This window comes from Pseudomonas sp. GZJR-8, from assembly GCF_002916705.1.
GTDB lineage: Bacteria > Pseudomonadota > Gammaproteobacteria > Pseudomonadales > Pseudomonadaceae > Aquipseudomonas > Aquipseudomonas synxantha_A.
This window is the reverse complement of record NZ_JXSI01000014.1, coordinates 46,940-59,841: the sequence shown is the minus strand read 5'-3', so window position 1 is coordinate 59,841 and position 12,902 is coordinate 46,940. Positions and strand designations below refer to the sequence as shown.

10 protein-coding genes and 1 tRNA gene are annotated in these 12,902 nt (G+C 60.4%); all 11 read right to left on the bottom strand.

Features of this window, described 5'->3' with window-relative positions:
- Position 1 precedes the first annotated feature (1 nt).
- Complete coding sequence (pqqE, locus tag TK42_RS23270) at positions 2-1,132, bottom strand: pyrroloquinoline quinone biosynthesis protein PqqE (RefSeq protein ID WP_050549385.1); 1,131 nt, start codon at positions 1,130-1,132, stop codon at positions 2-4.
- Positions 1,125-1,400, bottom strand: a complete 276-nt coding sequence (gene pqqD / locus TK42_RS23265; RefSeq protein WP_032879124.1) for a pyrroloquinoline quinone biosynthesis peptide chaperone PqqD — start codon at positions 1,398-1,400, stop codon at positions 1,125-1,127. Before pqqD ends, pqqE begins: the two co-directional genes overlap by 8 nt.
- Complete coding sequence (gene pqqC / locus TK42_RS23260; protein WP_017138042.1) at positions 1,397-2,149, bottom strand: pyrroloquinoline-quinone synthase PqqC; 753 nt, start codon at positions 2,147-2,149, stop codon at positions 1,397-1,399. The genes pqqD and pqqC overlap by 4 nt, the downstream gene beginning before the upstream one ends.
- Before the next feature lie 11 nt (positions 2,150-2,160).
- The gene (gene pqqB, locus TK42_RS23255; RefSeq protein WP_103735240.1) at positions 2,161-3,072 is read right to left on the bottom strand and encodes a pyrroloquinoline quinone biosynthesis protein PqqB; all 912 of its coding nucleotides are present in this window, start codon (positions 3,070-3,072) and stop codon (positions 2,161-2,163) included.
- A gap of 71 nt (positions 3,073-3,143) precedes the next feature.
- Positions 3,144-3,218: a pyrroloquinoline quinone precursor peptide PqqA gene (gene pqqA, locus TK42_RS23250; protein WP_003194766.1), complete on the bottom strand. Its 75-nt coding sequence runs from the start codon at positions 3,216-3,218 to the stop codon at positions 3,144-3,146.
- A gap of 158 nt (positions 3,219-3,376) precedes the next feature.
- Positions 3,377-5,752 (bottom strand): pyrroloquinoline quinone biosynthesis protein PqqF, encoded by a 2,376-nt coding sequence (gene pqqF, locus TK42_RS23245; RefSeq protein ID WP_103735239.1) that lies wholly within the window; start codon positions 5,750-5,752, stop codon positions 3,377-3,379.
- Positions 5,753-5,800: 48 nt separating this feature from the next.
- Complete coding sequence (locus TK42_RS23240; RefSeq protein WP_032879127.1) at positions 5,801-6,595, bottom strand: carbon-nitrogen hydrolase family protein; 795 nt, start codon at positions 6,593-6,595, stop codon at positions 5,801-5,803.
- Positions 6,596-6,605: 10 nt separating this feature from the next.
- Entirely contained in the window at positions 6,606-8,288 is a 1,683-nt protein-coding gene (locus TK42_RS23235; protein WP_103735281.1) for an NAD(P)/FAD-dependent oxidoreductase, read from the bottom strand.
- A gap of 167 nt (positions 8,289-8,455) precedes the next feature.
- Positions 8,456-8,902: an Lrp/AsnC family transcriptional regulator gene (locus TK42_RS23230; protein WP_003194755.1), complete on the bottom strand. Its 447-nt coding sequence runs from the start codon at positions 8,900-8,902 to the stop codon at positions 8,456-8,458.
- A 111-nt stretch (positions 8,903-9,013) separates the two neighbouring features.
- Positions 9,014-9,090, bottom strand: a tRNA-Ile gene (locus TK42_RS23225).
- A gap of 15 nt (positions 9,091-9,105) precedes the next feature.
- On the bottom strand, positions 9,106-12,849 hold the full coding sequence (locus TK42_RS23220; RefSeq protein ID WP_032879171.1) for a bifunctional diguanylate cyclase/phosphodiesterase: 3,744 nt from the start codon (positions 12,847-12,849) through the stop codon (positions 9,106-9,108).
- Between the last annotated feature and the right edge of the window lie 53 nt (positions 12,850-12,902).

The following is a 12,902-nucleotide window of genomic DNA, read 5'->3' as shown; positions in this document are numbered from 1 at the left end:
CTCAGCCTTTTGCAATGAGCCGTGAGTTGCGCTCATTGCGAAAGGCCAGTTGCTCGATGGTCTGGGTGGCATGTTCGGCTTCTTCCCGTGCCTGCAGGATGATGCCGTGCTGCTCGGACTTACTGCATACAGGGTCGGCATTGCTGGCGTCACCGGTGAGCATGAACGCCTGGCAACGGCAGCCGCCGAAATCCTTTTCCTTTTCATCGCATGAGCGGCAGGGCTCGGGCATCCAGTCGTAGCCGCGAAAGCGATTGAAACCAAACGAGTCGTACCAGATGTGCTGCATGCTGTGGTCGCGCACATTGGGAAACTGCACCGGCATCTGCCTCGCGCCGTGACAGGGCAGGGCGGTGCCGTCCGGTGTCACCGTCAGAAATATGCTGCCCCAGCCGTTCATGCAGGCTTTAGGACGCTCTTCATAATAATCCGGTGTCACGAAGATCAGCTTGCATGGATGACCCTCGGCTTCCAGTTTGGCGCGGTATTCGTTGGTTATGCGTTCGGCGCGCACCAACTGGTCTCGGGTCGGCAACAAGCCCACACGATTAAGCTGCGCCCAGCCGTAGAACTGGCAGGTGGCGAGTTCGACAAAATCCGCTTCCAGCGCGATACACAGCTCGATGATGCGGTCGATCTTGTCGATATTGTGCCGATGGGTGACGAAGTTCAGCACCATCGGGTAGCCGTGTGCCTTGACCGCACGGGCCATTTCCAGCTTTTGCGCGAAGGCTTTTTTCGAGCCGGCCAGCAGGTTGTTCACCTGTTCGTCGCTGGCCTGGAAACTGATCTGGATATGATCCAGCCCGGCTTTTTTGAAGTCGCTGATTTTCTGCTCGGTCAGGCCGATACCGGAGGTGATCAGGTTGGTATAGAAGCCCAGCTTGCGGGCCTCGGCGATCAGTTCGGCCAAGTCCTGTCGCACCAGTGGTTCACCCCCGGAAAACCCCAGCTGTGCGGCACCCATCTCGCGGGCTTCGCGAAACACCTTGATCCATTGCTCGGTGCTCAGCTCTTTGCCCTGCTCGGCGAAATCCAGCGGGTTGGAACAGTACGGGCACTGCAGCGGGCAGCGATAGGTCAACTCGGCGAGTAGCCACAGCGGCAAGCCGATGGCGGGTTTTTCAGGCAAGGGTGATCCAGTGCTCAGCACGGGCGACCTCCATGAATTGCTCGATGTCTTCACCGAGCTCCGGTACGCCGGGGAATTGTTGGTCCAGCTCGGCGATGATGGCTGCCACGTCGCGCTCGCCGTCGATCAAACCGCCGATCAACGCGGCGCTGTCGTTGAGCTTGATCATGCCTTCCGGGTAGAGCAACACATGGCCTTTTTGCGCAGGCTCATACTGGAAACGGTAGCCCTGGCGCCAGGTCGGTATTTTGCTGCGATCAAAGCTCATAGGGTGATCCCTTTATGCCACACCCGCTGCTCGGTCACGCTGTGATAGGGCGGGCGTTTGAGTTCGTAGGCCATGCTCATTGCATCGAGCATGCTCCATAGAATATCCAGTTTGAACTGGAGAATTTCCAGCATGCGCTCCTGCCCCTCGCGGGTGGTGTAGTGCTGCAAGGTGATCGCCAAACCATGTTCCACATCGCGACGAGCCTGGCCCAGGCGGGTGCGGAAGTATTCGTAGCCGGCCGGGTCGATCCACGGGTAGTGCTGCGGCCAGCTGTCGAGGCGCGATTGGTGGATCTGCGGCGCGAACAGCTCGGTCAGCGAGCTGCTGGCAGCTTCCTGCCAACTGGCGCGGCGGGCGAAGTTGACGTAGGCGTCCACCGCGAAGCGTACGCCGGGCAGCACCAGTTCCTGGGAGCGCAGCTGGTCCGGGTCGAGGCCAACAGCCTGGCCCAGGCGCAGCCAGGCTTCGATACCGCCGTCTTCCCCCGGTGCGCCGTCGTGGTCGAGCAAACGCTGGATCCACTCGCGGCGGATCTCACGGTCCGGGCAGTTGGCCAGGATCGCGGCGTCTTTCAGGGGGATGTTCACCTGGTAATAGAAGCGATTGGCGACCCAGCCCTGGATCTGCTCGCGGGTAGCGCGGCCTTCATACATCGCCACATGGTAGGGGTGATGGATATGGTAGAAGGCGCCCTTGGCCCGCAAGGCTGCTTCGAACTCGGCGGTCGTCAGCGGTGTGTCAGTCATTTCAGTGGCTCCTACAATTCAATGCTCATGCCGTCGTACGCCACTTCGACATTGCGCCGCACCAACTCGGCTCGCTCGGGGGAATCTTCATCGAGGATCGGATTGGTATTGTTGATGTGGATAAGCACCTTGCGCTGCTTGGGCAACTGCTCCAGCACTTCGAGCATACCGCCCGGGCCGTTCTGCGCCAGGTGGCCCATCTCGCGACCGGTGCGGGTGCCGACGCCACGGCGCTGCATTTCATCGTCATCCCACATCGTGCCGTCTATCAAAAGGCAATCGCTGCCGCCCATGATATCCAGCAGCGGCGCGTCGACCTTGCCCAGGCCCGGGGCGTAGAACAGTTTACCGCCGGTGCGCAGGTCTTCGACGATCAGGCCGATGTTGTCACCAGGGTGCGGGTCGAAGCGGTGCGGCGAGTAGGGCGGCGCTGCGCTGCGCAACGGCAGTGGGGTGAAACGCAGGTTGGGGCAGGCCGGGATGGTGAAGCTGGCGTCCAGTTCGATGCGGTTCCAGGCCAGGCCGCCGTTCCAGTGGGTCAGCATGGTGAACAACGGGAACCCGGTGCTCAGGTCTTCATGGACCATGTCGGTGCACCATACCTGATGCGGGCAGCCTTCCCGCAGGCTCAACAGGCCAGTGGTGTGGTCGATCTGGCTGTCCATCAGGATGATTGCGCTGATACCGGTATCGCGCAGGGCGCGCCCGGGTTGCATGGGCGCAAAGCCCTGGAGTTGCGCGCGGATATCCGGCGACGCGTTGCACAGTACCCAATTCACACCGTCGTCGGAGATCGCGATGGACGACTGGGTGCGCGCCTGGGCCCGCAGGCTGCCATCACGAAAGCCTGCGCAGTTCACGCAGTTGCAGTTCCACTGCGGGAAGCCACCGCCGGCGGCGGAACCTAGAATCTGGACAAACATGATCTCTCCATCAAGCGCAGCTTAAAACAAAAACGCCCCGGGCGAACCGAGGCGTTGTATTACTCAGCCAATCAACGGCTGGCGAAGTACATGGTGACTTCGAAACCAATACGCAGATCAGTGTAAGCAGGTTTGGACCAGGTCATATTCTTACTCCTATCAAGGGATGGGACGTTCACTACCAAGTAATACATATAGTCCACCTCCCACTGGAGATGTTCAGATATTGCTGCGCAATGTTACGCAATTCTTTTCAAGTTAGCGCTGTCTCGATGGAAAAAGCCTGTTGCAGGGTTGGCAACGATCATTGTGCCGCTTGCCAGTCATCGCTGATACGCGGGCCGTTAGCCACGCAACGCCAGCCGCCTGCTGCTTCAAGGAGTTGTTGGGCTGCGTGCTGCAAGTCCTCGCGTGTGCGGCTTTGGATCAGGTGTTGAAGTTGATCCAGGTAACTCGACGAATGACCCGCCAACTGCGCGTGCCAAAGCAAATCGGCGGCTTGGCTGACGGGGAGTGCCTGCGCCGTGAATTGCTGCGCAAGAGGCTGATTGCCCACGTCTGCGCTGCGTTCGATCAAAGACGGCAGTTGTTGCAGGAAGGCTTGCAGGTGTTCGGCGATCCTGCCCAGTGACAGGCTGGGCGATTGCACGCCAAACAACAGGCCGGTTTGCCCGTTGACTTGTCGGATGCCGCTGAACACGGCGTAGCCGATTTGCAGCTCAACTCTCAAACGTTGGTAGAACGGGCCCTGGAGCATATGCCCGAGCAGCCGCCAGTTGGCCTCATCGACGAGAGATTGGCTCGGCACTGGACAAAAAAGCAGCAGCGCAGCGTCGCTGGATGCGGTGTTCACCGGGTGCCAGATCCGCTGCCCGTTGAGAACTTCAGGTGTGCATTGAATGTTGGCCGGCTGCCCTGGCAAGCGGGCGGCGGCGATTTTGATCGCCGCTTCACAGGCCGCAGGCAAACCCGCACCCAGCCCCTGCCAGTGAGCAGTGGACCACGACGCTGGTGTCTCCGAGGAGTCGGCTGAAACACCGACGCAGCAAGCTGGCAACGCCTTGAGAAGTTCGCGAATGGCGATCATCGGCGGGGGCGTCGGTGATGACAGATGTGCATCCGAGCTGCTCAGGCTGCGCGCCAACGCTTCGAGCACGGCCGGCATCGGTTCGTGAAGGCCGTGCATGTTCACCCGCCAATCGTTGCCAATGGTTTCGCAAGACAACTCGACACCCGCTTGACGGGCTTGCTCGCGCAACGGCTGCAACAGGCTTTCCAATCCGGCGGGTACGGCAGCGTCAAACCGCCAATGCAGGTACAGCGCGCCTTCGTCGGTGTCATCCGCCAGTGCGTTGCTGAAGGTCAGCGCCGATAACTCCCTCCGGCCCCGTAAGCGATCCTGGGCAAAGGTACGCAAGCCCCGATGGGCGCTGGTTTGGCCGCGGATCAAACCGGCGCGTTCTTCCTTGGCCGGCGGACGAAGAAAGGGGTTGCCCGGTGGGAGTTGCCAACTGTGTTCAGACGCGGGCAGATGCAGCGATGCAAGCATGGCCTTGAGGGCTGCAATGCCTTGATCCGACAGGTCTTTGCTGTCGTCGCGAGCCAATGTCAGGGCGCCTTGAACCTGCTGTTGACGCGCATTGAGCAAGGCAAGCTCTTCACGTAATGGATTCCAGTCGCTGTGTGCGAAAAAGCTCAGCCAGTCATACAACAAGGCTTCGATCTGCGTCGCCGGTTGGTGGTCGCTATCGAGGGTAACGTCGATATCCAGCACCGCCTGGTCCGCGTAGTGGTACAGCACTGACGCATGCAGCGCGCTGGCCAGTTGGCTAGCTTTCAGTTCGGCCAACAACCCGCCCGACGCCGAAGCGTTGAGCCAGGTGCAGAGAAACTCCAGTGCTTGGCGGGGGGCGTTACAGATGATGACCTGATGCAGGTGCTGGCTGGCGGTGTGTTGATAGCTGCGTGCCTGGCCGTGCATCAGGGGTGGTGGTGCGGTTTGCGGGTGCAGGGGGCCGGCAATCAGTTCGTCACCGAACTGCTGGGCAAGGGTTTGCAAATCTGCCAGCGATTGCGGACCGGCGAGGCTCAAGGTCATCTGCCCGCTTTGATAGAAATGCCTATGGAATTCGCGCAAGGCTTGCTGAAAATCGTCGCTTTCCACCGTCAGGCTGTCGCGGTTGCCGGCATGGAATCCTCGCAGCGGGTGATCGGCCGCTAAACCTTGCAACAACGCAACTTGGTGTTGTGCCCTGGCGTCCTCGGACCAGGCCACGAACTCCGCGTGCAGCACTTCGCGTTCACGTCGTTGATCGTCGAGCGTCAGGCGTGGATGAGTCACCATGTCTGCCAACCGCGCCAGCCCGTCAGCGAAGGCCGACACCGGCAGCTCAAAGAAATACTCGGTGATTCGCTCGCGGGTACTGGCATTGACCTGCCCACCGAGGCGCTGCACGTAGGCCATCAATCCTTCCCCGGCCGGAAAACGCTCGGTACCGAGAAACAGCAAATGCTCAAGAAAGTGTGCCAGCCCCGGCCAGGCCAATGGCACATCGTGACTGCCGGCAGCCACGCGCAGAACGGCGGCGCAGCGCTTCAAGCGCGGCGCATGGCGCAGGGATACTCGCAGGCCATTGGCCAGGGTCAGATGAACGGGGTGAGGGTGAACCGGCGCAGGCATGGGCACTTCCGAGGCGTGAGAAGTGCCTATGCTAGCAAACCCGTGGGGTCAGGGCTTGTGCAGCGCGCCGTAGAGTTCGGGGCGTCGGTCTTGCAGGTAGTGGTTGGCGGCGCGTGCGCTGAGGATTGACTGGCGATCCAGGGTGCCGACGATCAAGGCTTCGTCCAGGCCGGCCTGGGCGATACGTTGGCCATCCGGTGCGGCAATGCTGCTTTGTCCACAGTAATGAATCTCGCCTTCGTGCCCGCAGTAATTGGCATAGGCCACAAAGCACTGGTTTTCAAACGCCCGCGAACGCACGGTGACGTCGGCGACAAAATCGAACGGCACCATGTTGGCGGTGGGCACCAGAATCAGTTCGGCGCCGGCCAGGGCCAGACGCCGGGTATTCTCCGGAAACTCCAGGTCGTAGCAAATCAGAAACCCCAGCTTCCAGCCGTTGAGTTCTACCACCGGAAAATCATCGTCGCCTGCGCTGAACATGGCGTGATCCAGATCGCCAAACAGGTGGGTCTTGCGATAGTTACACAGGCGCTGACCCTCGGCGTCGATCAACTGGACGGCGTTGTAGATCTGCCCATCGTCAGCCCGCTCCGGATAGCCGTAGAGAATGGCCAGCCCGGCGTTTTGCGCGATCTCGGCAATGGCTTGGGCAGACTCCCCATCCCGCGCCTCGGCCAACGCGCCAACAGCTTCGGCGCCGATGTTATAGCCCGAGAGAAACATCTCTGGCAGCACCAGCACATCGGCGTCGGATGCCTCTTGCGCCAGTTGGCGCAGGCGCTGGATATTACCGGCCACATCCAGCGGCAGCGGCGGGCATTGGTACAGGGCGACACGCATGTTCAGCTCCTTACTCGGCCAGGGCGACTGGCCCGATTTCATCGAACACATCGCCGGGGCCCGGGTTCTCTGGGTGGGTGCTGCCACCGAAGTGAGTCATGATGCCCCACACCGCGTTGAGCGAGGTTTGTACGGCGCCTTCGACCCACGCGGGCGTCCACGATACGTCGTCACCGGCGATGAAAATCCCGCGTTGTTCGGCGGGCATGTCTTTCTGCATGAAGTGCGCGTACATCCGCTGGTTGTAGCGATAGTGGCCGGGCAGTGCACCTTTGAAAGCCCCGAGGAAGTGCGGGTCGGCTTCCCAGGAAACCGTGATCGGGTCGCCGATGATGCGTGCCTTGATATCGACGTTGGGGTAGATCTTGTTCAACGCGTCCAGGGCCAGCTTCACCCGCTTGTCGATAGGCTGGGGAAGCATTTTCAGGGCGTCGCTCATCCACGAGTAGGAAAGGCAAATCACCCCCGGCTTGTCGTCGCCATTATCGAACAGATAGGTGCCGCGGGTCAGGCGGTCGGTGAGGGTCATGCTCATCAGGTCGCGGCCGGTTTGCGGGTCTTTGTCTTTCCAGAATGGGCGGTCAACCATCACGAAGGTTTTCGACGACTGCATGTAGCGCGTGCGGTCCAGGGCCATCCACATTTTTTGCGAGAACAAGGTTTCGTCGCATTCAATCTGGGTGGTCAGCAGCCAGCTTTGGCAGGTGGTCAGCACCGCGGCGTACTCGCGGGTATCACCGTAGTTGTCAGTGACGGCGAAACGGCCATCGGCCGCATGAGCAATGCGTTTGACCCCTGCCCGTGGTGCGCCTCTATGCAGCGAGCTGAGGCTGGTGCCGGCCGGCCAATGGGCGCAGCGCTCCGGCACATGACGCCAGATGCCCATGGGCACTTGCGCTACGCCGCCAACGACCAGGTGTTGATGGTCGTCGCAGTTGGTCATCACCACGCGGAAGATTTCCAGCATGGAGTTGGGGAAGTCCGAGTCCCAGCCGCCGGTGCCGAAGCCGACCTGGCCAAACACCTCGCGATGATGGAACGACAACTTGGCAAAGGCCTTGGAGGTTGCGACGAAGTCGTAGAAGGTACGGTCATCCCACAGCGGCACGAGCTTGTTCCACAGTTCTTTGAGCCGCGGTACATCACGGTCGCGGATCGCCTGCTGGATATCGCCGAACTGCGAGCCGGCTTCCAGTGCATCGGCCCAGGCATCGGCCACTTCCTGAAACAGCGCAGGCAAATCGGAGAGTTTTTGTGCGTAGTGGGTCTGGCCTTCCAGATCAATCACAGTGCTGCCGGACGCCGGGGTCAGCGGGTTGGGAAAGGGTTTGGTTTCCAGCCCCAACTTGTCTACGTAATGGTAGAACGCCGTCGACGACACCGGGAAACGCATCCCGCCCAGCTCGGCGATGATGCCTTCGGCGCCTTCGAAGGCCTGGGAGCGCAAGCGGCCACCCATCTTCGAGGCTTCATACACCACTGGCTTGAGCCCCAGCTTCATCAGCTCGTAGGCCGCGACCAAACCAGCGATACCGGCACCCACGATCGCCACTTCGGCCCCATGGTTGGCGGCGGGAATACTGCCCAGCCCGGCGGGGTGCTCGATCCAGTCATCAAATGCGAACGGGAAATCCGGGCCGAAAATGGTGATGGGTTTCTTGCCGTCTGCTGGGTGACGATTGGTCTTGCTGATAGTGCTGGACGGAATGCTCATGGCTGACCTTACTGACGGCTCGGCGGGATATGGCCCGTTGAGTATAGGAAAAGATGGCAGCCAGTTTAGGGAGCGTAGCGCTCGTTAATAAGACGCAATGTGTCGTCGGATTGCACTGATTTTTGTCAATGTGACGAAGTTATCGATCAGATTGGCTGTCCACGATCCAATTTGTTGCTGAGGATGATCGAGGTGGTGGTTTTCTCCACACCGTCGACACTGCCGATCTGATCGAGCAGTTGGTCCAGTTGCTCCGGCGAATCGGTGCGCAGCCAGGCCACGTAATCGAATTCGCCGCTGACCGCACACAACTGCTGCACCTGCGCCATGGCACTCAGCCTGCGCAGCACCTCTTTGCCTGAGCGTGGTTGCACGGTAATCCCCACATAAGCCTGCAAACCCCCATCCGCGACGCGCTGGCCCAAGCGTACGCCGTAACCGGTGATCACCTGGGTTTTCTCCAGGCGTGCCAGGCGTGACGTGACTGTGGTGCGCGCAATCCCCAGTTGCCGGGCAAGCATGGCCACGCTTTCGCGGGCATTGAGCTGCAGGGCGGCGATCAGTTGGCGGTCGATTTCGTCTAGGGCGGGCAAGGGGGGGACTCCGGTGCGGACGACAATGAGTACGCATGGTACAGGCTGGGTCCGGCCGAAAGAACCGTTACACCAGACACGCAAAAGCCGCGCAATGCGCGGCTTTCAAGTTGGTGGGCCCAGCAGGACTCGAACCTGCGACCAAGGGATTATGAGTCCCCTGCTCTAACCAACTGAGCTATAGGCCCTCAGTAGGTCGCGGATTATAACGATGGTTTGTTCACTGTGCCATCCGAAAAATCCTCCAGCTTCGTACGAAGGAAGCTCGCGGCAAAAAGCTCCGGCGGCAGGGGCAGGCTGACGATGTAGCCTTGCATCTGTTCACAGCCTTCGGCGGCGAGGAATGTTTGCTGTGCGGGGGTCTCCACGCCTTCGGCAATGATGGTGAATTGCATGCTGTGGCCCAGCGCGATGATGGCGCGCACGATGGCGACGTCGTGGGGATCGTCGGGCAGGCCTCGAACGAAGGATTGGTCGATCTTGAGGAAGTCCAGGGGCAGGCGCTTGAGGTAGCTGAGGGACGAGTAGCCAGTGCCAAAATCATCGATCGCCAGCTGGACGCCCAAGCGTTTGAGTTGATGCAGAACCCCCAGGGCTTCTTCGGCCTGGCTCATGATGAAGTTCTCGGTGATCTCCAATTGCAGGCAGCCAGGTTCAAGGCGGTAATCGCGCAGCAGTTGTTCGATGCGTGACAACAGGTTGGGGTGACGCAGCTGCGCGCCTGCGAGGTTGACCGACAGTGGCCCGAAATCGTCGAAAGCCTCTTGCCAGGCGTGCAACTGCCGACAGGCTTGTTCCAGCACCCAGTCGCCAATCTGCAGGATCGTGCCGTTCTCTTCGGCCAGGGCGATGAAGTGTTCGGGCGGGACGTCGCCCAAGGTCGGGTGATGCCAGCGGATCAGGGCTTCGGCGCCGATCAGCTCCTGGGTCAACAGGCTGCGCTTGGGTTGGTAATAGAGGCTCAGCTCTTCACGTTCGATGGCACGGCGCAGCTCGTGCTCCAGCGCTACGCGTTCATTGGCTTGGGCCGTCAAGTCGCGGGTATAGCTTTCGACACGGTTGCGGCCCTTGGCCTTGGAGCGATACATCGCAGCATCGGCGTTCTTGACCAGAGTGGCGACGTCGGTGCCATCCTGTGGGTAAAGGCTGGTGCCAATACTGGCGCTGATAAAAAACTCATGGTCACCGGCCTGGAATGGGGGTGTAAAGCAGTCGAGCAGTTTGTTCGCCAGATACTGGGCATCGCCGGCCTGCTGCAAGCCGGGCAGCAAGATGATGAATTCATCCCCGCCCAGGCGGGCAACGGTGTCGACGTCGCGCAGTTGCTGCTTGAGGCGTACGGCGATGTCTTTGAGCAGCAGGTCGCCGACCGGGTGGCCGAGGCTGTCGTTGATGTGTTTGAAACGGTCCAGGTCAAGAAACAACACCGCGCCTTGCCTGCCGCTTTCCTGCTGGCCGTTAAGGGCGGCCTGCAGTCGATTTTCAAACAGGGTGCGGTTGGGCAGACCGGTCAGCGGGTCGTGGTGGGCCTGATAGTCCAGGCGTGCCTGGGCCAGCTTGAGGCTGGAGATGTCGGCAAACACGGCAACGAAGTGCGTGATCAATTGGTCGCGGTTACGCACGGCGCTGATGGTCAGCCAGCTTGGGTACACCTCGCCGTTCTTGCGGCGGTTGGAAATCTCTCCCTGCCAGTGTCCATGGGCCGTCAATTGGTGCCACATCGCCGCATAGAATGCGCTGTCATGCAGGCCCGAGGCGAGCAGGCGCGGGGTATGGCCGAGTGCTTCGATTTCGCTGTAGCCGGTGATCTCACTGAAGGCGCGATTGACGGCACTGATGTTCTGTCGTGTGTCGGTGATCAAAACGCCTTCAGCGGTGCTCTCGAATACCGTGGCGGCCTGTTGCAGTTTTTCCTGCATCTGCTGGCGTTCGGTGATGTCCCGGGCGATGGTCAGCATGCAGTCTTCGTCACCGATGGGCAGCGGGCGACTGGAGACTTCGCAGAGGCGAAGCTGGCCGTCGGCGCGACGGATATGGCAGATGAAATCACGCACGAAGCCGTCGCGCTGCATCAACTCCAGCATGTGCTTGCGTTCGTTGAGATCGACCCAGATACCCAGGTCCAGGGTTGATTGGTCGAGGGAAGAGGCGCTGGTGAAGCCGGTCAGATGGCTGAAACCTTCGTTCACCTCAATCAATAGGCCATCCCTTTGGCGACTCAGCAGCAAGCCGTCGGGGGACGCATGGAACGCCTTGGCGAATTTCTCTTCGGAGGTTTGCAGCTGCTGTTGGGTTTCCTTGAGCTGGGTGATATCGCGCACCACCACCACCAGAGCTTCGGTGGTGTCGAGTTGGAAAGGCTCAGCTGAGATCAGCCCCGTAAACGCTTGGCCGTTGCTGCGCAGAAAGGACATTTCCAGGTTGCGGATACTGGTGGTCTGTACCCGCTGCAGCAAATCCGGCCCGACGCCCTGAATGCGCCATATATTCAGATCTGAGGCGGCTTTGCCCACAACCTCGTCGGCGGTCAGGCCAATCTGGTCCTCGAATGCCTTGTTGACCTCCAGCAGGCAGCCATCGGATAGCCTGGCGATCACCAGAATGTCGGGGCATTGCTGGAACACCGACGCAAACTTCTGCTCGGACAGTTGCAGGGCTTCCTCCGTGCGCTTGGCTTCGCTGATATCGATCATCAGGCCGCGCAGCACTGGCTCATGTCCGTGTTCAATCAGGCTGACAATATCGCGCACCCACAAGCAACGGCCGTCCGCCGTGATGACCCGGTAATCGACGCTGTGATCACGATTGGCACGGGTTTCCCGGTAGCAATACGCTTCGGTGCGCGTGAGGTCGGCCGGGTGAATGATGTTGCGCCAGAAGCCCGGAATCAGCCAGTGGGCGCGCGGATAGCCGAGCAAATCTTCGGCATGGGGCGATACATAGCTGTAGGTGAAATCGCTGATGCTCGCTTCCCAGGCGATGGCGGACAAGCTCTCTACCAGGCCGCGATAGTGGTATTCGCTGCTGCGCAGTTCTTGTTCGAGGGCCACCCTGCGGGAGATTTCCGAACTGAGCCGGCGATTGATCCGAATGACCACCGCCAGCACGGTACTGAGCAACAATACAGCGGGCAGGCCGTACGTCAGCAGGTCGACCCAGAAGGTGCGGTGATCGGTGAAGCTGCCGACCCAATGTTGCTGGATCGCATCGGTTTCGGCTGAGCTAAGGTCGGCGAGGACTTTGTCCAGGATGCCCACCAGCATTTTCTGTTCCTGCGGGACGCCCATTGCCAATTGGTAGCGATAGGGCGTTTCGCCACTGACGTACAAGCCATCGAGCTTGAGTTGGCGCAGGCTCCAGACGCTGGACGCCAAGTCGCCGACGACGGCATCCACTTCATCGGTGGCCAGGGCTTGCAGCGTAGAACTGACGTTGGGCATCGCCACCAGATTCAGGTCCGGGTGGTGAGTGCGCAGCAATTCATGGGGCGCATAGTTTTCCACCACGGCAATTTTCAGCCCGTACAAACCCTTTAGGTTGCGTGGTTTCGCGCCGCCTTCATGGGCAAGGATGACAATGGGAAAGTCGAGGTAGGGGCGTGTAAAGGCCAGGTAGCTTTGGCGCTCCGGAGTGGACATGATGCCGGGTAGCAAGTCGAGCTGGTTGCTCCGGGCTTGTTCAAGTACAGCGGTCCAGTTTGCCGGTTCGATCAGCTTGATCCTGACACCCAGTCGGTCCTGGATCAGGCGTACATAGTCGGCAGCCAGGCCCTGGTAACGACCATTCTCATCACGGTATTCAAAGGGGGGCCAGGACGCGTCCACCCCAAGGCGAAGCTCCTGATGGTCCGCCAACCAGCTACGCTCATCCTCCGTGAGAGTCAACGCGCCAGCCGTTGCGGTCCAGGTCAGCAGCGACAGTAGCAACACGGTCGGCAATCTGGGCATAACGGTCTCGTTATGGCACGGGGAATAGTTCGAGTGTAGACGGGCATTTCAGG

Coding starts and splice junctions, on each gene's coding strand:
- pqqD (WP_032879124.1), bottom strand. CDS start 1,400: ATGAGCTTTGATCGCAGCAAAATACCGACCTGGCGCCAGGGCTACCGT.
- pqqC (WP_017138042.1), bottom strand. CDS start 2,149: ATGACTGACACACCGCTGACGACCGCCGAGTTCGAAGCAGCCTTGCGG.
- pqqB (WP_103735240.1), bottom strand. CDS start 3,072: ATGTTTGTCCAGATTCTAGGTTCCGCCGCCGGCGGTGGCTTCCCGCAG.
- pqqF (WP_103735239.1), bottom strand. CDS start 5,752: ATGCCTGCGCCGGTTCACCCTCACCCCGTTCATCTGACCCTGGCCAAT.
- TK42_RS23240 (WP_032879127.1), bottom strand. CDS start 6,595: ATGCGTGTCGCCCTGTACCAATGCCCGCCGCTGCCGCTGGATGTGGCC.
- TK42_RS23220 (WP_032879171.1), bottom strand. CDS start 12,849: ATGCCCAGATTGCCGACCGTGTTGCTACTGTCGCTGCTGACCTGGACC.